The organism is Arthrobacter sp. TmtSoilC79 (genome assembly GCF_059739405.1).
This window is the reverse complement of record NZ_AP046051.1, coordinates 3,559,906-3,579,302: the sequence shown is the minus strand read 5'-3', so window position 1 is coordinate 3,579,302 and position 19,397 is coordinate 3,559,906. Positions and strand designations below refer to the sequence as shown.

At 63.7% G+C, this 19,397-nt stretch carries 16 protein-coding genes and 1 riboswitch; of the genes, 7 read left to right on the top strand and 9 right to left on the bottom strand.

Annotation, left to right across the window (positions count from 1 at the left end):
• Window positions 1-4 precede the first annotated feature (4 nt).
• The 3 genes from AC6JA3_RS16295 to AC6JA3_RS16285 all read right to left on the bottom strand — a co-directional run bounded on the left by AC6JA3_RS16295 (window position 5) and on the right by AC6JA3_RS16285 (window position 3,214).
• Window positions 5-967 carry a matrixin family metalloprotease gene (locus AC6JA3_RS16295; RefSeq protein WP_223944789.1) on the bottom strand — a complete coding sequence of 321 codons (963 nt, stop codon included), beginning with the start codon at window positions 965-967 and terminating at the stop codon, window positions 5-7.
• 108 nt (window positions 968-1,075) lie between these two features.
• Entirely contained in the window at window positions 1,076-1,966 is an 891-nt protein-coding gene (locus AC6JA3_RS16290; RefSeq protein WP_026548089.1) for a matrixin family metalloprotease, read from the bottom strand.
• Between the two features lie 84 nt (window positions 1,967-2,050).
• Window positions 2,051-3,214 carry a VIT1/CCC1 transporter family protein gene (locus AC6JA3_RS16285; RefSeq protein WP_026543180.1) on the bottom strand — a complete coding sequence of 388 codons (1,164 nt, stop codon included), beginning with the start codon at window positions 3,212-3,214 and terminating at the stop codon, window positions 2,051-2,053.
• A gap of 229 nt (window positions 3,215-3,443) precedes the next feature.
• Here AC6JA3_RS16285 and AC6JA3_RS16280 point away from each other — a divergent pair, with 229 nt between their 5' ends.
• Entirely contained in the window at window positions 3,444-3,635 is a 192-nt protein-coding gene (locus AC6JA3_RS16280) for a hypothetical protein (protein WP_347781765.1), read from the top strand.
• Here the strand turns inward: AC6JA3_RS16280 and AC6JA3_RS16275 are convergent.
• Both AC6JA3_RS16275 and AC6JA3_RS16270 read right to left on the bottom strand, forming a co-directional pair.
• Window positions 3,632-3,949, bottom strand: coding sequence for a hypothetical protein (locus AC6JA3_RS16275; protein ID WP_347781764.1), 318 nt, complete (start codon window positions 3,947-3,949; stop codon window positions 3,632-3,634). The two genes, AC6JA3_RS16280 and AC6JA3_RS16275, sit on opposite strands and share 4 nt — an antisense overlap.
• Window positions 3,950-3,964: 15 nt before the next feature.
• Window positions 3,965-4,084: riboswitch (SAM riboswitch) on the bottom strand.
• Window positions 4,085-4,366: 282 nt separating this feature from the next.
• Complete coding sequence (locus AC6JA3_RS16270; RefSeq protein ID WP_175493372.1) at window positions 4,367-5,902, bottom strand: sodium:solute symporter family protein; 1,536 nt, start codon at window positions 5,900-5,902, stop codon at window positions 4,367-4,369.
• 266 nt (window positions 5,903-6,168) lie between these two features.
• Here AC6JA3_RS16270 and AC6JA3_RS16265 point away from each other — a divergent pair, with 266 nt between their 5' ends.
• A complete protein-coding gene (locus AC6JA3_RS16265; RefSeq protein WP_024819844.1) occupies window positions 6,169-6,744 on the top strand; it encodes a helix-turn-helix domain-containing protein in 576 nt (191 codons plus the stop codon).
• Window positions 6,745-6,835: 91 nt separating this feature from the next.
• Here AC6JA3_RS16265 and AC6JA3_RS16260 read toward each other — a convergent pair whose 3' ends face one another.
• Both AC6JA3_RS16260 and AC6JA3_RS16255 read right to left on the bottom strand, forming a co-directional pair.
• Entirely contained in the window at window positions 6,836-7,678 is an 843-nt protein-coding gene (locus tag AC6JA3_RS16260) for an endonuclease domain-containing protein (RefSeq protein WP_035761258.1), read from the bottom strand.
• A 245-nt stretch (window positions 7,679-7,923) separates the two neighbouring features.
• A complete protein-coding gene (locus AC6JA3_RS16255; RefSeq protein ID WP_026548086.1) occupies window positions 7,924-9,897 on the bottom strand; it encodes an APC family permease in 1,974 nt (657 codons plus the stop codon).
• 221 nt (window positions 9,898-10,118) lie between these two features.
• Between AC6JA3_RS16255 and speB the strand changes: the two genes are divergently transcribed.
• On the top strand, window positions 10,119-11,189 hold the full coding sequence (speB, locus tag AC6JA3_RS16250) for an agmatinase (protein WP_026543176.1): 1,071 nt from the start codon (window positions 10,119-10,121) through the stop codon (window positions 11,187-11,189).
• Window positions 11,186-12,910 (top strand): thiamine pyrophosphate-binding protein, encoded by a 1,725-nt coding sequence (locus AC6JA3_RS16245; RefSeq protein WP_026543175.1) that lies wholly within the window; start codon window positions 11,186-11,188, stop codon window positions 12,908-12,910. Before speB ends, AC6JA3_RS16245 begins: the two co-directional genes overlap by 4 nt.
• Before the next feature lie 62 nt (window positions 12,911-12,972).
• Here the strand turns inward: AC6JA3_RS16245 and AC6JA3_RS16240 are convergent, their stop codons facing one another.
• Both AC6JA3_RS16240 and AC6JA3_RS16235 read right to left on the bottom strand, forming a co-directional pair.
• Window positions 12,973-14,307 (bottom strand): MFS transporter, encoded by a 1,335-nt coding sequence (locus tag AC6JA3_RS16240; protein WP_026543174.1) that lies wholly within the window; start codon window positions 14,305-14,307, stop codon window positions 12,973-12,975.
• Between the two features lie 31 nt (window positions 14,308-14,338).
• A complete protein-coding gene (locus AC6JA3_RS16235; RefSeq protein WP_347781763.1) occupies window positions 14,339-15,367 on the bottom strand; it encodes an MBL fold metallo-hydrolase in 1,029 nt (342 codons plus the stop codon).
• Window positions 15,368-15,462: 95 nt separating this feature from the next.
• Between AC6JA3_RS16235 and AC6JA3_RS16230 the strand changes: the two genes are divergently transcribed.
• The 3 genes from AC6JA3_RS16230 to AC6JA3_RS16220 all read left to right on the top strand — a co-directional run bounded on the left by AC6JA3_RS16230 (window position 15,463) and on the right by AC6JA3_RS16220 (window position 19,069).
• Window positions 15,463-16,362 carry a LysR family transcriptional regulator gene (locus AC6JA3_RS16230; protein ID WP_347781762.1) on the top strand — a complete coding sequence of 300 codons (900 nt, stop codon included), beginning with the start codon at window positions 15,463-15,465 and terminating at the stop codon, window positions 16,360-16,362.
• Window positions 16,363-16,445: 83 nt separating this feature from the next.
• The gene (locus AC6JA3_RS16225; RefSeq protein WP_026543171.1) at window positions 16,446-16,928 is read left to right on the top strand and encodes a MarR family winged helix-turn-helix transcriptional regulator; all 483 of its coding nucleotides are present in this window, start codon (window positions 16,446-16,448) and stop codon (window positions 16,926-16,928) included.
• Between the two features lie 8 nt (window positions 16,929-16,936).
• Window positions 16,937-19,069: an MFS transporter gene (locus AC6JA3_RS16220; RefSeq protein ID WP_347781761.1), complete on the top strand. Its 2,133-nt coding sequence runs from the start codon at window positions 16,937-16,939 to the stop codon at window positions 19,067-19,069.
• The last annotated feature ends 328 nt before the right edge of the window (window positions 19,070-19,397 follow it).

Sequence of the window (19,397 nt, the reverse complement as noted above, 5' to 3'; positions counted from 1 at the left end):
GCGCCTAGAAGTCCTTGCTGCACGGACCTGAGCCGAGTTGGGCCAGGCCGGTCCTGTCGCCGGCAGCGTATTGCCGCACCCAGGACGCCTGGTCAAACATCAGTTGGCGGGGATCGTCCACGTGGTCAAGGCCCACCAGATGTCCCAGCTCATGCATGATCACCGCTACACCGATCTCCTTCCCCTCGGAGGTGTCCACGATGCCGGCGAACTGCGGCGCGTCAAGGGAAACAGTGCCAGTGACATAGGCCTTGTACCCGTTGCTCAATCCAATCGAGGAGCTCCCACCCAGGCCCACGGTTTGGCCGGTCAGGCGGGGTACTTGCTCCGGAGTGCTCCAGGCGATCAGGACAGGGGCCCACCGGTCACCATACCTGGCCGGCTGGTACCCCTGCCTGTTGGTGGAGGGGACCTCTGAAGAGGGGCCGTCATAGATGAATTTCAAACCCGTGGCCACGCTGGCCTGCCGGATGGCCTCTTCCACCAACAGCTGCCACGAGGGATCGGCCAGGTCCGAGTTCACCACGTAATGGATGGGCCTGCAGGGGGAATACGCCAGGGGAGTGCCGTCCTCTTTCACGGCGAGGAACTTGTAGGAAGTGCTGGTCCGGTTCACGGGCGCCGGGGTTCCCAGCGGTGCGTCTGCCTCTTCCAAGCCTGGCACAGGGTCCTGGCGTTGCCCGAACGGAACCAGCCCGGGCCGGGGCGCCTGGCTCTGCGTCGCGGAGGAGCCGTACAGGAACCGCTGGAGGTCGCCGCTGAAATAGGCCCCCGCACATACCAGGCCCAGGATGCCCAGGAAGAACAGGATGGCCGCGATGCTGCTGTGCTTGATGGGAGGTGTCGGCGTGGGCTCCGGCGCGTAGTGATGGAGGCTGTCCAGGGGATCATTTGGGGGATCATTTGAGGGATCATGGGGGCGGCGGGGATCGGGGTCCTGCCACTGGGGCGGCCCGTAAGGTTCCATGGAACCCCCTGACGTCGAGGCTGCGACGGGAGGTGGGGCGCCGCCGTCGGCCGTAATCGCCAGCATAGGTCCGGACGGGCCGGGAGTCCATGGCCAGGGAACGGGCTCTCAGATGTCCTTGCGGCAGGGGGCTGAGGCCAGGAGGTGCAGGCCGGTCAGGTCGCCCGCGGCAAGACCGTCAGGGGCGCCGATCTCGGGATACATCAATTGGACCGGGTCATCAACGTGGTCCAAACCCATGACGTGCCCCAATTCGTGCTGCATGACCGCCAGAACGTAGTCTGCTCCTTCAGGGCTGGCGAGGAGTTCGGAGACCTGGGGTGTGTCTAGCTCCAGGCTGCCCGTGATGTAGCTTTTGGGTCCTTTGTTGAGCGAATACATGGTGCTGCCGCCGGTACCAATGACTTTGTCCGCCAACGCCGGTGCCGCTTCAGGGGTGGTCCACGAAATCAGCAGAGGAGCCCAACGATCGCCGTATTTGGCCGGTTGATAAGGCTCCCGGCGGTCCACCGGCAACTCGTCGGTGGTGCCGTCGTTGACGAACCGGATCCCGGAAGCGGCGGAGACGTTGGCGATCGCCGTCTCCAGCAGGGCGTCGGAACCCTCCGGCGCGGAGGCGTTGTTCACCACGTAGTGCAGCGGCCGGCAGGGCGAGTACCCCACCGGAGTGCCGTCGTCGTTGGTGGCCAGGAACTTATATGAACTATTGGTGGTGGCGGGCGGCGCCGGCGGGGCCAGCGGGGCGTCCGCCTCCTCCAGCCCGGGAGGCGGGGCGTCTTCCGCTCGTGCGGGCGCTGCCTGTTTTTGCGCGCCCGGCGCTGCTCCAGGGACGCTCAAACCCGGGAAAAGGGCCGTGATCCGTGGGTCGCCATGCAAGTAGCCGCTGACCAGCACTGCCACTACAGCGGCAACTGCGGCCATGAGCACACCCCGCAGAATGCGCCACACTGTACCGGCACGCCGGTGTCTGGGCGCACGCGTTTCCCGCTCTGAGTCCACGGTTCTCCATTCCTCACGCCCTGGTCACGCGGGGCAGCGCGGAGGACGAACCAACATTACGGGCTGCGGGGGGAGCCGTCCAAACTAGACGATGGTGGCGCCGAACACCAGGCCCAGCCCGTAGGTGGCCGCAGCTGCTCCCAACCCGATCGCCAGCTGGCGCAGACCGCGGCTCAGGGGCGAGGTTCCGGACAGCAAGCCCACGACGGCGCCGGTCGCCAGAAGCGCGACGCCCACCAAAGCGCCGGCCACTACCAAGGCGGCGAAGCCGGTCATCCCAAAAATGAAAGGCAGGATGGGAACGATGGCGCCGGAGGCGAAGAAGCAGAAACTGGACATTGCCGCGCCCCACGCCGAGCCAACGGATTCGTGCTCATCGGTGGCGGGCTTCTCCGGCTGCAAGGAAAGGCTGGGATCGCAATCGCAGCTGAACAAGCCCATGCGCTCCGCGGCCCTGTGCTCTGCGGCCTCACGCGTCATTCCGCGGGCGAGGTAGACCAGGACCAACTCGTTGTGCTCGATGTCCAGGGACGGTGCGGCCGTGAGGGTGGCTTGCGTTGGCAACGTAGCGTTGAGCAGTTCGCGCTGGGAGCGGACCGAGACGTATTCCCCGGCGCCCATGGACAACGCGCCAGCCAATAGGCCTGCCACGCCGCTCATCAGCACCACGGGACTGGGCACACCTGTGGCGGCCATGCCCATGACCAGCGAAAGGTTGCTCACCAAACCGTCGTTGGCGCCGAAGACCGCGGCCCGGAAAGTTCCGGAGAGCCTGTTCCGTCCACGCGTTGCCAGGCCACGGACAACTTCCTCGTGGATCTGCTCGTCAGCCACCATGGCAGGGGTTGCCGCGGGTTCTGTGCCGTACGGCGAACGGCCCTCTGCGCGCTGGGCCAGGGCGAGTACGAACACTGATCCGAAGTTGCGGGCCAGGAAGCCCAGGAACTGGCTCCGGGCAGATGCTGCCTTGGGCATCCCGGCGTGCTCTCCCAGGAGCTTGAGCCAGTGGGCCTCGTGGCGGCCTTCGGCCTCGGCCAGAGCCAGCAGGATTTGGCGCTCTTCTCCATCGCGTCGCTGGGCGAGTTCGCGGTAGACGGCGGCTTCGGCCCGCTCGTCGGCCAGGTACTGCCGCCAGCGGCGGATGTCCGAGGACGTGGGATGCTGCGAGGCGTTGCCGGGGTCTGCTGTTTCGGGGGCGGGGTCCGGAGCGGGGCTCGACGAACCGTGGGATTCCTGGTGCTTTTGCACTTTTTCTCCTGTGCTGGGTGGGGTAGTTGCGGCCCCATTGCACGCCCCACTGTACCGCGTATTTGCGCGGATTTTTGGCCGGTATTCCTCAATCGGAATGTTCGGCGCACCGTAATTTTGGGCCCTTGACCCTCGCCTGCGCCGGTGCTCAGATGGAAGGACAGGGGCGGGGCCCACCCCGCACACGGTCACCAGGGCTTTGAGCGGCCCGCGAGACGGAGGTTGCACCATGGACACCACCGAATCACACGCCAACCACCCGGAACGGACCACCATTGAGTCCGACCCGGCCTACGATTACGCCGAAGACCAGCCAGTGGACGAGCCCTGGGTAGAGGAAGTAGACGCCCCGGAGGACGACGATCGCGTGGTTCCCCTGGACGAGTCTGAAGAATTCCGTGAGGAAGACGAGGAGATCTAGGACGGGTCCTGGTCGGTGAGGGTGTAGTGCTGCTGCACACCCGCCCGTTGGCCGACGGCGGCAACAGTCACCGTGAGGGTCCTGGACGACCCGCACCAGCGGGTGGGCCTGACGGCCCGGGCCAACGCCCCAGCGATCAGGTGCGGTTGGGGATGGCGGAACTTTGCCGTTCCAGCTTTTGCCACGATCGTCACCGTGCCGAGGAAGAGATCGACGGCGGGAATCACCGCGACCGTCGAGGCAACGGGGGCCGTGGGCTTGGAAATTGCCGGGTCTGATGAGTCGGCCGGGGTGGTAGTGCCTTGGTACGGCAAGGGACTTCTCCTTGGGGAGTGCTCTTGCCCGCTCGGTTGTCTCTGGTCCGGGACGGGCCGCTTCCTCATCCGAACCACCCGTGAACATGGGGTTGGTGTGTGGCCAGTCGGAGCTTGGCACCACATCTCTTGAAGCTGGGACAACCTTACCGCACACCACCCACCCCTCCCTCCCTCCCTCCTTCCCGTTGTGAGGCCTGCTCTGCGGGCTTTGGCGAGGTTTTAGGGAGCAAAGCGGGCCACGCAACGCCCTCTTCCTTCCCGTTGTGAGGCCTGCTCTGCGGGCTTTGGCGAGGTTTTAGGGAGCAAAGCGGGCCACGCAACGCCCTCTTCCCCGGGGAAAAAACAACGGCGGCGCTTCCCCGAAAAGGGGAGGCGCCGCCGTCGAACTTTGTTGTTGGGGTATTGCGTGGGGTCCTACTTGTGGCTGCTGACCGGGTGGGCCTCAGGGGGAAGTTCCTCAGAGACGGCCCCGGCAACGCGCTTGTCCCAGGCCTCACGGACTGCAGGGTCGGTGGGCGGGGTGAGCAGCGAAATCACCACGTAGGCGATGAAGGAGGCGGCGAGACCGTAGTAGATCGGCTCGTTGGCGTAGACGCCGTCCGCACTCGGAATGATACCGACGGCGAAGAGGATCAGCAGGGCAAGCGTCAGCACCGAGCCAACTGCCATGGACCACGCGGCGGCGATGCCCGTACCGCGCTTCCACACCAGGCCGCCGAGGATTGCCACGAGGAGGCCGCCGACCAGGATGTCGTAAGCGATGGTGAGGGCAACCACCACGTCCTGTGCGGCCATGGAGATCAGTACGGCCACAACACCGAGTCCAAGGACCCAGTAGCGGTTGGCCTTGACATCGTGCTCGGGGTTCTCGCTGTCATCGGTGTTGATGGTCTTGCCGAACCAGCTGGCCACGAACGGAACTACGTCGGCGCGGGCAACCGTTGCCGCTGCAATCAACGCTCCGGAAGCGGTGGACATCATGGCGGCAACAGCTGCTGCCATCACCAGGCCGCCGATACCGACGGGCAGGATGTGCGTTGCAACCTCTGCGTAGACAACGTCCTTGCCGAGGTTTGCGACATCGATATCCGGGAGGGCTACACGGGCAGCCAGGCCGATCAGTGCACCCGCGATGCCGTAAAGGATGCAGTAAACACCGGCGGTGGCGCCGCCCCAGCGTGCAACGGTGGGGGTCTTGGCAGTGAACACACGCTGCCAGATGTCCTGGCCGATCAGCAGGCCCAGGGTGTAGACCACAAAGTACGTGATGATGGTCTGGGTGCCGATGCCGTCGATCTGGAAGAAGCTGTCCTCAAGCCGTGAACGGATGCCATCCATGCCACCGGCTGCGTTCATGACGAACGGGAGCATGAGGAAGAAGATGCCTACGGTCTTGATGATGAACTGCACCTGGTCGGCCAGGGTAATGGACCACATGCCGCCGATGGTGGAGTAGACCAGGACGATCGCGCCGCCGACTGCGATCGCCAGCCAGCGTTCCCAATCGAAGAGGACCACGAAGATGGTGGCGTAGGCGCCGGTGGAGGTTGCGCAGAGCATGAGTGTGTAGGCCAGCATGACGATGCCGGAGGTCTGTGTTGCCCTGCTGCCGTAGCGCAGGCTCAGCATCTGGGAGACCGTGTAGATCTTCAGGCGCTGGATGGTGCCGGCGAACAGCAGGCTGAGCAGCAGGACACCCGAGCCGATGGCTACGACCAGCCACATGCCGGAGATGCCGAACTTGTAGCCGAGGCCTACGCCGCCCACGGTGGATGCGCCACCGAGGACCACTGCGGCCATGGTTCCTGTGTAAAGGAAGGGGCCCAGGCGGCGGCCGGCCACCAGGAAGTCGCTGTTGTTCTTGGTGCGGGACTTGCCCCACCAGCCGAATGCCAGCATGGCGAGCAGGTACACCACCACGATTGCGATGTTAATAGCCGAAGATTCCATGAACGGTCCTTGGAGCTGATGCACGGAGGTTGGGGTTTTCGACGATACTCCTGCGAAGCGTCGAAGTCTCTGTGCTGACGATTGGAGATTGGGGAGGTGTTGTGTGCCTCACAGACAACACTTGTTGCCTATGAGGATATGTTGTGATCGGAGTAACAGTCAAGATGCTTTGGTCATGGTTACGCGGATTCTGGCCCTGTTGGTCCGTCTCCCGGCTACTATTGCTCCAATGACAGGGCCACATGACAGGCCTGAAAGGTTCGTGAATGAAGGCTCTCCCCGTTGAACCGAGCAATGTACCCGTTGCCATCGGTTCCAGAATCCGCGCAGCCCGGCAGGCGCAGCGACTCACCATCGAGCAAGTGGCAGACGCTACCGGGCTGACCAAGGGCTTCCTCAGCCGCGTGGAGCGCGACCTGACCTCTCCGTCGGTCGCTTCCCTGGTCACCCTGTGCCAGGTGCTTTCGGTCTCGGTTGGCGACTTGTTCGCCGCCCCGGAAACGCACCTGACCAAGCGCGACGACGGCCCCCGCATCTCCCTGGGTGGCCAAGGCATCGTGGAGCGGTTGCTGACGGCACGTTCGGAGCGCCGCCTCCAGATTCTGCAGGCCACCATCGAACCTCGGGGCCGTGGGGAAAACGAGCTCTACGCCGTGGATTGCGATGTGGATGTCCTGCATGTGGTCAAAGGCCGCATCAAGCTGATTCTGACCAACGAGGAGTACGACCTCGAAGAAGGGGACACGCTCTCCTTCCCTGGCCGTGAACCCCACACGTGGATCAACCCCACGGACGAGACCGTCGAGGTGCTCTGGGTCCTGGTGCCGGCGGCGAGCCGCTAGTTCCTTCGAGCCACGGCGCTCCTTCCCGGTTACCCCGAATTTTTGGAGCTGTGGTTCTCCTTGGCCTTGCCACTGCGGGGGGAGGCTCGATTCAGCTGCTGACGAACCGGGGAGGAACGTCGCGAAGCCTTTCCAGGACTGCCCTGATTTCCGCAATAACCCGGTCCGGTTCGTACCAGATTGCCTCCGGCGGATAGCGAAGGACAGAGAATCCCTTGAGTGTGGACGCGTTGTTCCGGAACAGGTCCCGGCGCAGGGAAGCCCGGTCCGCATGGAAAGCGAAGCCGTCCACCTCCACAATGAGCATTCCTTCGATCAGGAAGTCCACGCGGCCGATGCCTGGGAGTTGCACCTGGGCATCATAGCCAATCCCGTGGGCTTTGAACAGGTACTGGGCGTCAACTTCCACGATGGATTCGGCCCGCAGATCGAGTTCTTGAAGGATCACGAGAGCCGGCCGCGACTTGTCTGCAGAGAGTTCCTCCCGCAGCAGGGCCAAGGGAACTCCGTGAAGCCGAACAGCCGAAACTGCCATTGCTGCTGCGGCGTTGGGCTCGAGGCATCCGAGCGAGTGAATCACGGCATCCTCCACGCCCGCGACGGGAAGTGTTGGATCGCCGTCGAACCTCACGGTCCGGTGCCGCACGAAACCTGATCCATGGCCGTGGTTACACGCCAAGTGGTGCCGTTCGGGCGGCCTCCTGAGCCACAGACCGTAGTGGCCGGCGGCGCTCGCGCACGTCACTTTGGCGTTGTTCCGGATCGCCGCGGCAAATTCCGCCCTGCAGCCCTTGAGCATGAAGACGCCACGGCGCGGTTGCCCGGCTCCCTGGGTGGGCAGCCGGGCAACGTCCGTACGAGAGTAGCCTGCGGCCAGGAGTTGCCCGGTCCGAGCCACGCCGCCTACTTTTTGGAGGTACTGGAGAGCATCCATCCAGCAAGTCCACCGGGACTGAGGGGCGCAGGGAATGCCGGGGTGCCCGTATGTGGGTAACCCAGGAGGCTTTCCGGATTCGTGGTGCGTGCGTTCCTTCCCGGTTGCCTCGGGTGGCGCGTGCGTTCCTTCCCGGTTGCCTCGGCACAGGAGGCCCAAGGCTGATCCCTGGACACGGAAATCCGGCATCCATGCTCCCCGCTCCCGCCAGGAAGTGGGGAGGAGCGCGGCGCGGGTGGGAGCGGTCAGCCGACGTGCACCCATGGCCGGCGGGTGATGTCCGGCTCTGCCTCCCGCAGCACTTCACGGGTCACCGGGGCGATCTCGCCTTCCCCGAAGAACAGGAATTTGCTGAGGTTGGAGATCGGGTTGCCCTCGGTCCAGCGGAAGTAGATGTGCGGCATGAACCCAGTGACGTCGCGGATGTGGAGCAGCACTGCGGCAACGGTATTGGGAACGTTGTTGCTGTGCACTTCAAGGATCTTGAAGCCGTGCCGCGTCTTGCCGACCACCTTCAGTTCCTGTTCGAAGTCCGAACTGTCGTCCACGATCACTTCAATAAAGACGGCGTCGCAATCGACAGGCAAGTGGCTTGCCTCTTGGGCGTGCTGGAGCTTCTCGCGGTACCGGCTGGCGCTGAGGTGCTTTGGTTCATGGGCGATGATCCGGACCGGCCCTTCGGAAGCGTTGGCGGTGAATTCCAAGGCTTTCTCGTCCATCTTGATGTGGGTTGCCCGGAGCTCGAAAGCGCGCCTCATACGGGATATGAAGCTGACCACCATGATGCCCAGAATGAAGAGCGCCGCGATTTTCAGGCCGTCGGGACGCTCGATCGAGTTCACCACCGTGGTGTAGACGAAAACCAGGGAGATGATCCCGAAGCCGATGACTTGGCCCCGTTGCTTCTTCCGGCGGGCGGACAGTGTGACAGCGATGGATGCGGACGTGATCAGGACCAGCACGCCTGTGGCGTAGGCGCCGCCCTGGGCGTTGACGTCGGCTTTGAAGATGACGGTGACGATGAACGCGATGACCGTAAACACCAGGACCAGTGGGCGCAGCGCCCTGGCCCAAGCCGGTGCCATGCCGTAGCGCGGCAGGTAGCGGGGGACCAGGTTCAGCAGTCCGGCCATGGCAGATGCTCCGGCGAACCAGAGGATGGCGATGGTGCTGATGTCGTAAACGGTGCCGAAGCCGTCGCCGAGGAACTTGTGCGCAAGGTAGGCGAGGGCGCGTCCCTCCGCTTTGCCGCCTTCCTGGAATTCGGCTGCCGGGATCAGCATGATCGTGGTGAAGCTGGAAGTGATGAGGAAGGTGCTCATGATGATTGCTGCGGTGGTGAGCAGTTTGTGGGCACCCTTGATCCGCCCTGCGGGGTTTGCTTCGGTGTCTGCAGGGTGGCCCTTGATCTGCGGCATGACGGCCACGCCGGTTTCGAATCCGGAGAGTCCCAGTGCCAGGCGCGGGAAGACCAGGAGGGCCAGCGCAACCATCATGATCGGATCGCCGTGGGACGTGGTGAGGGCGCTCCACCAGTCCGAAATGACGTGTGCCTCAGTAAAGAGGTGGCTGATGGACACGAGGATGACCACCAGGTTCAGGGCCAGGAATGCGGCCACGAGGACTACGGCCACGTTGATGGCTTCCTTGAATCCGCGCAGGAAGACCACACCGAGCCCGGCGATCAAGGCAAGCGTGATGACCACCTGCTGACCTTCCAAAAAATGCGGGGCGAATGGGTTCTCGATCAAGTGGGCCGTGGCGTCGGCTGCCGAAAGGGTGATGGTGATCATGAAGTCCGTTGCGGCGAACCCCAGGAGGGCCAGGACGAAGAGCTTGCCGCCCCAGCGGGGGAGGAGCCGCTCCAGCATCGCGATGGAGCCTTCTCCGCGGGGACTTTCCTTAGCCACGCGTCGGTAAACGGGCAGGGCACCGGCCAGGGTCGCCAACACCAGGAGGAGGGTGGCCAGGGGGGAGAGCAGTCCTGCGGCAAGCGCGGCAATGGCCGGCTGGTAGCCCAGGGTGGAGAAGTAGTCCAGGCCGGTGAGGCACATGACCTTCCACCAGGCTTGCGGCTTATGGGAGTCCGAGGGGCGGCCGTGGGGGCCCTGCCTCTTGCCCGAGGTGTCCGGCATTCCCTCCAGCAGCCAGGGCTTGAGCTGGAAGGAATTCTTCGGCCGGTTGGCCGGATCGGCCGGAGGCCTCGACAAGGTGGTCACTGTGTCCTTTCGTGCAGCACTGTGCTGCTTCCGAAAGGAGCGTATGACCGCTTTCGACGCCGGGACCCCGGTTTTTATGGAATCTTTACGCTTGCTGTGACGGGCATCTCATGACGCCCGCCTTCAAATCAGATGTGTAAACAAGTGATGCATATTAGACAACTTTGAGTGTATGATGGGTGTCACAGTCATCCCAGCTATCCACTAAGGAGTGGCGCATTTTGGAAGAGCTCCGTATTGAGGCCAACGGCAACCTTGGTCCCATCGATTCATCCCGCATCCCGCGTTATGCCGGTGCCGCCACCTATGCCCGCCTGCCCCGCCTGGACCAGGTCTCCAAGGCTGACGTCACCGTTGTTGGCGTCCCCTTCGACTCCGGCGTTTCGTACCGCCCCGGCGCGCGCTTCGGCGCCAACCACGTACGCGAGGCCAGCCGTCTGCTGCGCCCGTACAATCCCGCCTGGGACGTCAGCCCGTTCGAGAACGTCCAAGTCGCCGACGCCGGTGACATGGCCGTCAACCCGTTCAACATCAACGAAGCCATCGAGACCATCCAGCAGAACGCCATGGACCTCACGGCCAACGGCAGCAAGCTGGTCACCCTTGGTGGTGACCACACCATTGCCTTGCCGCTCCTCCGCGCAGCAGCAGAGCGTGCCGGTGAACCCATCGCCATGCTCCACTTCGACGCCCACCTGGACACCTGGGACACCTACTTCGGCGCCGAGTACACACACGGGACACCGTTCCGCCGCGCAGTCGAGGAAGGCATCCTGGATACCGAAGCCATCAGCCACGTGGGTACCCGCGGCCCGCTGTACGGTAAAAAGGACCTCGACGACGACCACCGCTTCGGCTTCGGCATTGTCACCTCCGCTGATGTCTACTACCAGGGTGTCCTGGAGACGGTTGCAAAGATCCGGGACCGCATCGGCAACCGTCCGCTGTACATCTCGGTGGACATCGACGTCCTGGATCCGGCACACGCCCCGGGAACCGGCACCCCTGAAGCCGGCGGCATCACCAGCCGCGAGCTCCTGGAAATCATCCGCGGTTTCCGTGGCATGAACCTCGTTGGCGCGGACGTCGTGGAAGTCGCCCCCGCATACGACCACGCTGAAATCACCGGCGTTGCAGGCAGCCACGTGGCCTATGAACTGGTAACCCTCATGGCGGACAACGCCGTTGAAGGGGATCGCCACGGCGCTCCGAACGGCTATGCACAGCAGGCTCTTGGCGCACGCATTGCAGAAATCGCGCAGGCAACGGGAGCGGCCGGGGATCAGCGATGATCGATTTCGACCCCGGCACGGCAGCCGCTGCTGCAGGTGGGGACGCTGGGACCAATCAGCGCAACGGTGGAGACCTCGTCGTCGAGACCCTCGAGGCGCTGGGCGCGAAGACCGTTTTCGGTATACCGGGCCAGCACGCGTTGGGTCTGTTCGACGCGATGGGCCGCGGCAACCTGCACTTCGTCTCTTCCCGTGTGGAAAACAATTCCGCATTCGCAGCTGACGGGTACTCCCGCGCCACCGGCGAAGTGGGAGTGCTGTTCCTGTCGACGGGCCCCGGCGCCCTGACCTCCCTTGCCGGTTTGCAGGAGGCGTACGCCACGGGTGTTCCCATGGTGGTTGTGGCCAGCCAGATCCCGCTCGATGGCCTGGGCGCACGCCGCAAAGGCATGCTGCACCAGCTCGATGACCAGAAGGCTTCGGCCGCGAACGTCACCAAGAGCCAGCGGCTGATCCAGCACGCCTCCGGAATCCCGTCGGCCATCCAGGACGCCTGGACCGAAGCCATTTCCTCGCCGCAGGGCCCGGTCTGGATCGAAATCCCGCAGAACGTCCTGCTGGATCCGATCATGGTTCCGCCGGTTGAGGATGCGCTCGCCGAGGCATTCGACAACCCGCCCCGCGTGGAGTTGATCCGCGAGGCCGTGAAGTGGCTTTCGACGGCGGAACGTCCCGCGATCATCGCAGGTGGCGGTACGCGCCGTGGCCGGGCTGAGAAGTCGCTGCTCTCGATCGCCGAGCAGCTTCGCGCCCCGGTCATTTGCACTCCCGGTGGCAACGGTGCGTTCCCGTGGACCCACGAGTTGTCCTTGCAGTCGTGGATCGAAGACCGGTATATGACCGACGTCCTTGAAGACGCCGACGTGCTGATCGTGATCGGCTCATCCCTGGGTGAAGTGACCTCGAACTACTTCACGTTTGAACCCCGCGGCCGGATCATCCAGATCGACGCAGAGCCGCGGGTCCTCGAATCCAACCGGCCAGGCCTGGGCATCCGTGCCGACGCCGGCCAGGCACTCGCAGCCCTGGACGAAGCCCTCGCAGCAGCAGGGGCTTCGGAGGCAACCAAGCGGGATTGGCATGGCAGCAGCCCGGAAGACGTGGTCAAGGAATCCTTGGCCAAGGTTAAGGCACGCCTGGAATCACAAGACCTGGCCAAGGAACTGAAGTTCATGGCCGACATCCGCGAGGCCGTACCGGCTGACATGCAGACGTTCTGGGACATGACCATCTCCGCGTACTGGGGCTGGAGCTGCTGGGACGCCCGGCAGGGCCAGTTCCACTCCGCGCAGGGTGCCGGTGGCCTCGGCTACGGCTTCCCGGCAGCAATCGGCGGTGCCGTGGGGTTGGAAACGACCGGCAAACTGAATGGTTCTGCACGCGTGCTGGCTGTTTCCGGCGACGGTTCCTCCATGTACTCCATCTCCGAACTCGCCACCGCCAAGCAGCACAACGTCCCGGTCACCTGGTTGATCGTGGACGACGGCGGCTACGGCATCCTGCGCGAATACATGGTGGGGGCCTTCGGCCAGGCCACGGCCACCGAGCTTGCCCGCCCGGACTTCGTCAAGCTTGCCGAGTCCTTCGGTGTCCCGGCCCGCCGGGTTGCCCCGGAGGAAGTGGGGGACGCGCTGAAGGCGTCCTTTGCAGCGGACGGACCCAACGTCGTCGTGGTTGAAACGCTTTTGAAGATGTTCGGCCCCACGCATTTGGACGACTAGACACGCAGTTCAGCCAGCCCCCGCACGGTGATCCGTGCGGGGGCTGACTTTTATCCTGACACTCAGTCGAGTTCGCGCTGGGTGCCCTCCGGTGTGAGTTTCACGGCAACAACCGCCGCAAGCATCGCAGCGATCCAGAACACTGCAATAAGCCACAGGCCACCACCGGTCGCGAGGCTTAGGCCGGCGACGATCATGGGAGTAAAACCGGCACCAATCATCGAGGCACCTTGATACGCCAGCGAAGCGCCCGTGTAACGGTTGCGGGTGGGGAACTGTTCTGCAACGTAGGCAGCAATAGGTCCGTAGAGGAAACCTTGCACGAGGCCATTGCCCAGCACGATGGCGAGGGCAAATGCCCACAGTTCGCCGTTGTTGATGAGCACCAGGATGGGGTAAGCCAGGACGGCGCCCAGCAGTGACGCTCCAATGAGGACACGGCGTCGGCCGATCCTGTCGCTGAGGCGTGCCGAGTAGAAGCAGATAATCAAGGTCAACAGTGCCGCGAACGCCTTGATGTTCAGGATGCCGTTCTTGTCGGCGCCGTTTTCCACGGCAACCGATACACCCCACACGGTAGTCATCGACTGGCACACATAGAACGCTGTGGTTGCGAGCAAACCGAGTACCACGGCGCGGCGGTTGTTCTTGAGGACGTCAAGAAGGGGCACCCGCCGTTTGGCTCCTTCTGCTTCAAGTTTCTGGAAAGCAGGAGTCTCGGAGACTTTGAGGCGAATGACCATGCCGACGGCGATCAGCGCGGCACTGAGCAGGAACGGCACGCGCCAACCCCAGGCCAGGAAGTCCTCGCCGGAGAGCGCTGCGAACAGGGACAACGCGAGCGTGCCCAGGATTGCTCCCGCCGGGCCGCCGGCATTGGCGAAAGCTGCCGCGAATCCACGGTGCTTCTTGGGCGCATGCTCTATGGCCATCAATGCAGCGCCACCCCACTCGCCGCCAACCGCGACGCCCTGAACCAGGCGGAGTGCCACCAGCGCAATGGGCGCGGCAATGCCGATCTGGGCCGTGGTTGGCAACAAACCGATCATCGTGGTCCCGAAACCCATGATGAGCATGGAGAGGACCAGCATCTTCTTTCGGCCCACCCTGTCGCCGAAGTGGCCGAAGATGAGGCCTCCAAGGGGGCGGGCAACATAGCCGACGGCGAGAGTGACAAAGGAGGCGAAGAGCGCGAAGCCAGGACCCAGGTTGGCGAAGAACACCTTGTTGAAAACCAGGCTGGCGGCCGTGGCGTACAGCATGAAGTCGTAGTACTCGATGGCACTGCCGATGAAGCTGGAGGCAAGGATGCGGCGCATGTCCTTGGACTTCATGGAGGCTTGGGGCGTGTCCGTTGCAGTTCCGGGCAGGGTGTCCTGCGGTGATGCTGAGCTCATGTGATTCCTCAGGGTGGTTAGGGTTCGCTCATCAGCGCTGACGGGCGAACGGAATGACGTCGAGATCGTTGGGGACGGTGAATGTTCCGGTGAAGTGTTCTTCGGCTTCGAGCCAAACGGATGCGGAGGCCGAGCCGGGTACGAGGTGATGCAGGGCGAGGTGCCTGGCGCCTGCGGCTTCGGCCAGTTTCGCTGCCTCGCGCACGCTCGTGTGGGACTTGTAGTGGTGGTCCCGGGCGGCCCGGCTGCCGTCGTCGGTCTTGTCCGCGTACAGCGATTCCACCCAGGCGAAGTCGATGGCCTCATGCAGCAGCAGGTCCGTGTCCTGGGCCAACGTGATCATGTTCTGTGTGTAGGCGGTGTCGCCGGAGATGGTCACGGAGCCCTCGGTGGTCTCAAAGCGGAAGGCAAACGCCGGAGCAACCGGTGGGTGTTCCACCAGGATGGCCGTCACGGTGACAAGCTCATCGCGGTACACCTCGAACGGTTCCATGTCCGGCGTCGGATTGTTGTTGGGGTGGTACCCGGACCCGGCCGGTACCTGGATATCTTCGGCGTTGAAGATGTCGAGCGGGCTGGGCCTGAGGCTGTCCAGGATGCGGTCATTGAGGTCCGTAGCGTGGGCGGCCATCAATTGCTCGAACATCTGCCGGGTACCCGGCGTCGGATTCTCCGGCGCCAGCGGAAGAGGCTCGACGACGGCGCGTGGCGACACCGGGGGCAACTCGCCCCGATTGCCCGGCCCAATGATTTTGACCGGGTTTTCGCTCCGATCGGCGAGGGCATACAGTCCGAAAATGCCAAGGCCTGCGAGATCGTAGACGTGGTCCGAGTGCAGGTGCGTGATGAAGAGCGCCCGAAGATCCTTAAGCTCGAGCCCGGATTGGCTGAGCCGGCGTCCGGCACCTTGGCCGAAATCGACCAGGTAGAAGGCGTCTCCCACCACCACGGCCGTGGCGATTCCCGTGCGCTCGCCGGAGTCTGCTGCCGCCCACCAACGCGGGCCGCCAGCCGTACCCAGCGTGATCACATGTGGTTTCAGGGATGACGTCGTCGTCATTGTTTCTCCTTGCAGTTCTTGGCTTTCTTCAAGTGTGGCCGGGCTCACGTGACTTGTATAATCAATCAATTCAAAGAAGTTCATAAGGAGGACTGATGGCTGAGTTCACGCTGCGCCAGCTCGAGTACTTCGTGGCCGTCCTCGATCACGGATCCCTCACCAAGGCTGCGAGCGAAAGCAATATTTCCCAGGCCGCAGCGTCCATGGCCATTGCCCAATTGGAGAAGAGCCTCGGTCTGGACCTGCTGATCCGGACCCGCGCCAAGCGTGTGGAGCCGACGGCGGCGGGGATCGAGCTGGGGCTGCGGGCGCGCCGGATCCTCAGGGAGACTGCGGACCTGCGGGGCGGTGCGCTCCTGGGGTCGCATGAGGAGATGCGCGGACGGGTCTCCATTGGCTGCATGGTGGCCATTTCGCCCCGGGTCATCCCGGAGCTTATTGGCTACTTCGCCGAGAAGTGGCCCGAGGTGGAACTCGACTTTGTGGAGGGCGCGGCCGAAGACCTGCAGAAGGCTGTAGGGGAGGGGGAGCTGGACCTTGCCTTCGTCTACTCCCTGCAAGTGGTGGCCGGCGTCGACGTCGTCAAGGTGGTGGAGTCGCGTCCCCAGTTCATGCTCGCGGCCGGCCACCCCTTGGCGGGAAGTGCGTCGCTCAGCTTCGCGGATCTTGCGGACGAGGACGTCATTCTCTTCAACGTGCCGCCGAGCGCCGAACGCGTTACGGCTATGTACCTTGCGGCGGGGATCGAGCCGAGGGTTCGCTGGAAAAGTGTGGTGGCGCAGACCATTCGCGGCGTGGTGGCCAGCGGGAGGGCGATTTCCGTGACCCACGCATGGCCGGGAGTAGCTCCTGTTTATGCCGACGCCAAGGTTGCGCTGGTGCCCATCAAGGATGAGCTTCCCGAGAGTTGGCTTGTTGCCGCCGTGCCTCCTGGAATCAAGCGGGCGCGCCGGGTGGATGAGGTCATAGGAGCCGCGATTCACCTGGCAGGCTGAAACCCCGGAGTCATCTTTAGTTTCCCAAAGCAATCAAATTAGGTTATAGTTGCTTTAGGCAAGCAAAAAGAGGGGTGTTTTCCATGTCCGTCGGTTCTGCCACAGCAACCGATCTTGTGCATCAAATCTTCGATCTTCAACGCACCCTGCGCTGCGTGGTCACCGCCCACATGGCCCGCGTTCCCGACGTCGGAATGGCAGTTCAGGGCGTCATGCGGTTCATCGGCGAGGGGGAGACCCGCGCTACGCATCTGGCCACGCGCCTGGGCGTCAGCGCCCCGGTCCTCAGCCGGCACGTCACGGAGTTGGAGGATCTGGGGTTCGTGGTCAGGCGGCCGGACCCGGCCGACGGCAGGGCCCAACTCCTTGCCTTGACGCCCGAAGGGGCAGCGAAACTGCGCGAATTTGAAGAACAACGCAGCGTGAGACTGCGGGATTACCTGGCGGATTGGAGCGAGGCTGACGCCCTCGAGGCCTCCCAGGTCATCAACAAACTCACAGAGTCCCTCAAGGACTCAATCCGGGCAACGGCGGCCGGCTCCACCACAACACACCAGACAGCTTAGGAGCCACCATGGCCACACCAGCAGTTCAGAACACCAAGGCGGCGGACGCCTCAGTCAGCACCGCGGCCAACAAAGCCGCAGCACCCATGACCCACCGGCAGATCATGGAAGCCCTCACGGGCCTCCTCGCGGCCTTCTTCACCGCCATCCTCAGCAGCACCATTGTTGCCAATGCGCTGCCCACCATCATGTCCGAGCTCAAGGGCACGCAAACCGATTTTGCCTGGGTCATCACGGCCGCCTTGTTGGCGAACGCGGCCACCACACCCATCTGGGGCAAGCTCGCGGACCTCTTCGACAAGAAGCTCCTGGTCCAGCTGAGCATCATCATCTTCGTAGCCGGTTCGGTCATGGCCGGCCTCTCGGAAACCATTCCACTCCTGCTGACCGCACGCGTCATCCAGGGTGTTGCCATGGGTGGCCTCACCGCCTTGGCCCAGGCCATCATCGGATCGATGATTCCGCCCCGCGACCGCGGCAAGTATTCCGGTTACATGGGTGCCGTCATGGCCGTGGGTACTGCCGGTGGCCCGCTGCTGGGTGGCTTCATCGTTGACAGCCCCCTCGGCTGGCGCTGGACGTTCTTCGTCTGCGTGCCGCTGGCCGTCGTCGCGCTCATCCTGCTTCAGGTGACCCTTAAGATCGAGCACATCAAGCGTCCTGCCAAGATCGATTGGCTGGGCTCCATCCTACTGACCTCGGGCGTCAGCCTGCTCCTCATCTGGGTTTCCTTCGCCGGCAACCCTGACTACTACGACTGGTTCTCCTGGCAATCAGCCCTCATGGTGGGTGGCGGTGTAGCGCTGCTGGCCGTCCTGGTGTTCGTGGAGACCAAAGTGGCGCAGCCGATCATCCCGCTCAAGATCATCTCCGAGCGCACCACGGCCCTGGCCATCATTGCCTCCGTTGCTGTCGGTATCGCCATGTTCGGTTCCTCCACCTTCCTGGGCCAGTATTTCCAGGTAGCCCGCGGGGCCACACCCACCGAAGCCGGCCTGCTGACGCTGCCGATGATTGCCGGTAACCTGATCGGTTCGGTCGCCTCCGGTATCCTGATCAGCCGCTTCGGTAAGTGGAAGAGGTTCCTGATTGCAGGCTCCGTCCTCCTGATCGGCGGCCTCGCGTTCGCCGGAACCATGGACCACACCACTGAACTCTGGATTGTTGCCATCTACACCGGCGTGTTCGGCCTTGGCCTGGGCATGCTGATGCAGAACCTGGTCCTCGCTGTCCAGAACACCGTCCAGGCGAAGGACATCGGAACCGCCAGTGCTTCGGTGGCCTTTTTCCGCTCGGTGGGTGGCGCGATCGGCGTATCCGTCCTGGGTGCCATCATGTCCAACCACGTGAAGGACCTGGCCGTTGAGGGCATGGCAGCTGCCGGCATTCCAGTCCAGGGCGGCGGCTCCGGAGCCAGCATGGACCTGGCCGACATGCCTGCCCCCATCGCTGACATCATGCGCGCTGCCTATGGTGATGCGACCGCCCAGATCTTCCTGATCTCCGCGATCATCAGCGTCGTGGCCCTTCTGGCAGTGCTGTTCATCAAGGAACGCCCCCTGCGCCGGACCGTGGATGCCGCGCCGGAGAAGGAACTCATGGCGACCGCTTCCGGCGATGCCGGGATGTCCCTGGATACCTCCTCCCTGGACGCCGTAAAAGAGGACGGAATGAAAGCGCACGACGACGCCGCCGGTACCTTGGGTGCCGGGCAGGGGCTTCCGGTGGGGGAACGGCAGGTTCCGAAAGCCGGACACCCTGCCCCACGCCAGGATTCCGGATCCGACCTCGACCTTGAGTTCGCCCGGATCCTTACCCAGGAACGCCCGCACGCTGCAAGTAATGTCAAAGCTGCCAGTGACGTCAAAGCTGCCAGCGACGTCAAAGACGTGCAGGAGCAGTTGTCCCGCACGCAGTACGTCCTGGCCGAACAGCAACTGCAGCTAAGCCGCGCCAACGTGGAACTGCAGGCGAGGTTGCGGGAACAGCAGGCCATTGCCGAACAGCAGGCCAACACTGCCGAGGAACTTGCCGCCATCCGCAAGGAACTGAAGCGCGAACGCCGGCAGCAGGAACGCATGGCGCTGCTGCTCCTGCAAGGCGTGGAAGCCCGGCCTGACCACGGCAAGCACGCAGGGTGATTCTGAAGTAAATGACTGCCCCGCTCGAAGCAGCGGAAACAAGGCGCCGGTTGGAATTCCAGCCGGCGCCTTGTTGACTCTGCCTCCCGATGTTCCTGCACCGGCAGGACGATGTTGCTGCGCCGGCGGGACGATGTTCCTGCGCCGGCGGGACGATGTTCCTGCGCCGGCGGGAGCATCAGCGACACGGCAAATACTCCGCTGGGATGATCTTTTCCGTAAGTTGTTTCGCCGGAGCAAAGGATTTCGTAGAGTAGGGAGGCTAATACTGTCAGCCCTTGCTGCAACACTTTCTCTTATCTCATTCGTGCACTTTTTCTAAGGACCC

Bases quoted from the DNA above. Each gene is read 5' to 3' on its own strand.
- AC6JA3_RS16220 (WP_347781761.1), top strand. From the start codon at position 16,937: ATGGCCACACCAGCAGTTCAGAACACCAAGGCGGCGGACGCCTCAGTC.
- AC6JA3_RS16235 (WP_347781763.1), bottom strand. From the start codon at position 15,367: ATGACGACGACGTCATCCCTGAAACCACATGTGATCACGCTGGGTACG.
- AC6JA3_RS16260 (WP_035761258.1), bottom strand. From the start codon at position 7,678: ATGGATGCTCTCCAGTACCTCCAAAAAGTAGGCGGCGTGGCTCGGACC.
- AC6JA3_RS16265 (WP_024819844.1), top strand. From the start codon at position 6,169: ATGAAGGCTCTCCCCGTTGAACCGAGCAATGTACCCGTTGCCATCGGT.
- AC6JA3_RS16270 (WP_175493372.1), bottom strand. From the start codon at position 5,902: ATGGAATCTTCGGCTATTAACATCGCAATCGTGGTGGTGTACCTGCTC.
- AC6JA3_RS16295 (WP_223944789.1), bottom strand. From the start codon at position 967: ATGGAACCTTACGGGCCGCCCCAGTGGCAGGACCCCGATCCCCGCCGC.
- AC6JA3_RS16245 (WP_026543175.1), top strand. From the start codon at position 11,186: ATGATCGATTTCGACCCCGGCACGGCAGCCGCTGCTGCAGGTGGGGAC.
- AC6JA3_RS16240 (WP_026543174.1), bottom strand. From the start codon at position 14,307: ATGAGCTCAGCATCACCGCAGGACACCCTGCCCGGAACTGCAACGGAC.
- AC6JA3_RS16225 (WP_026543171.1), top strand. From the start codon at position 16,446: ATGTCCGTCGGTTCTGCCACAGCAACCGATCTTGTGCATCAAATCTTC.
- AC6JA3_RS16230 (WP_347781762.1), top strand. From the start codon at position 15,463: ATGGCTGAGTTCACGCTGCGCCAGCTCGAGTACTTCGTGGCCGTCCTC.
- AC6JA3_RS16280 (WP_347781765.1), top strand. From the start codon at position 3,444: ATGGACACCACCGAATCACACGCCAACCACCCGGAACGGACCACCATT.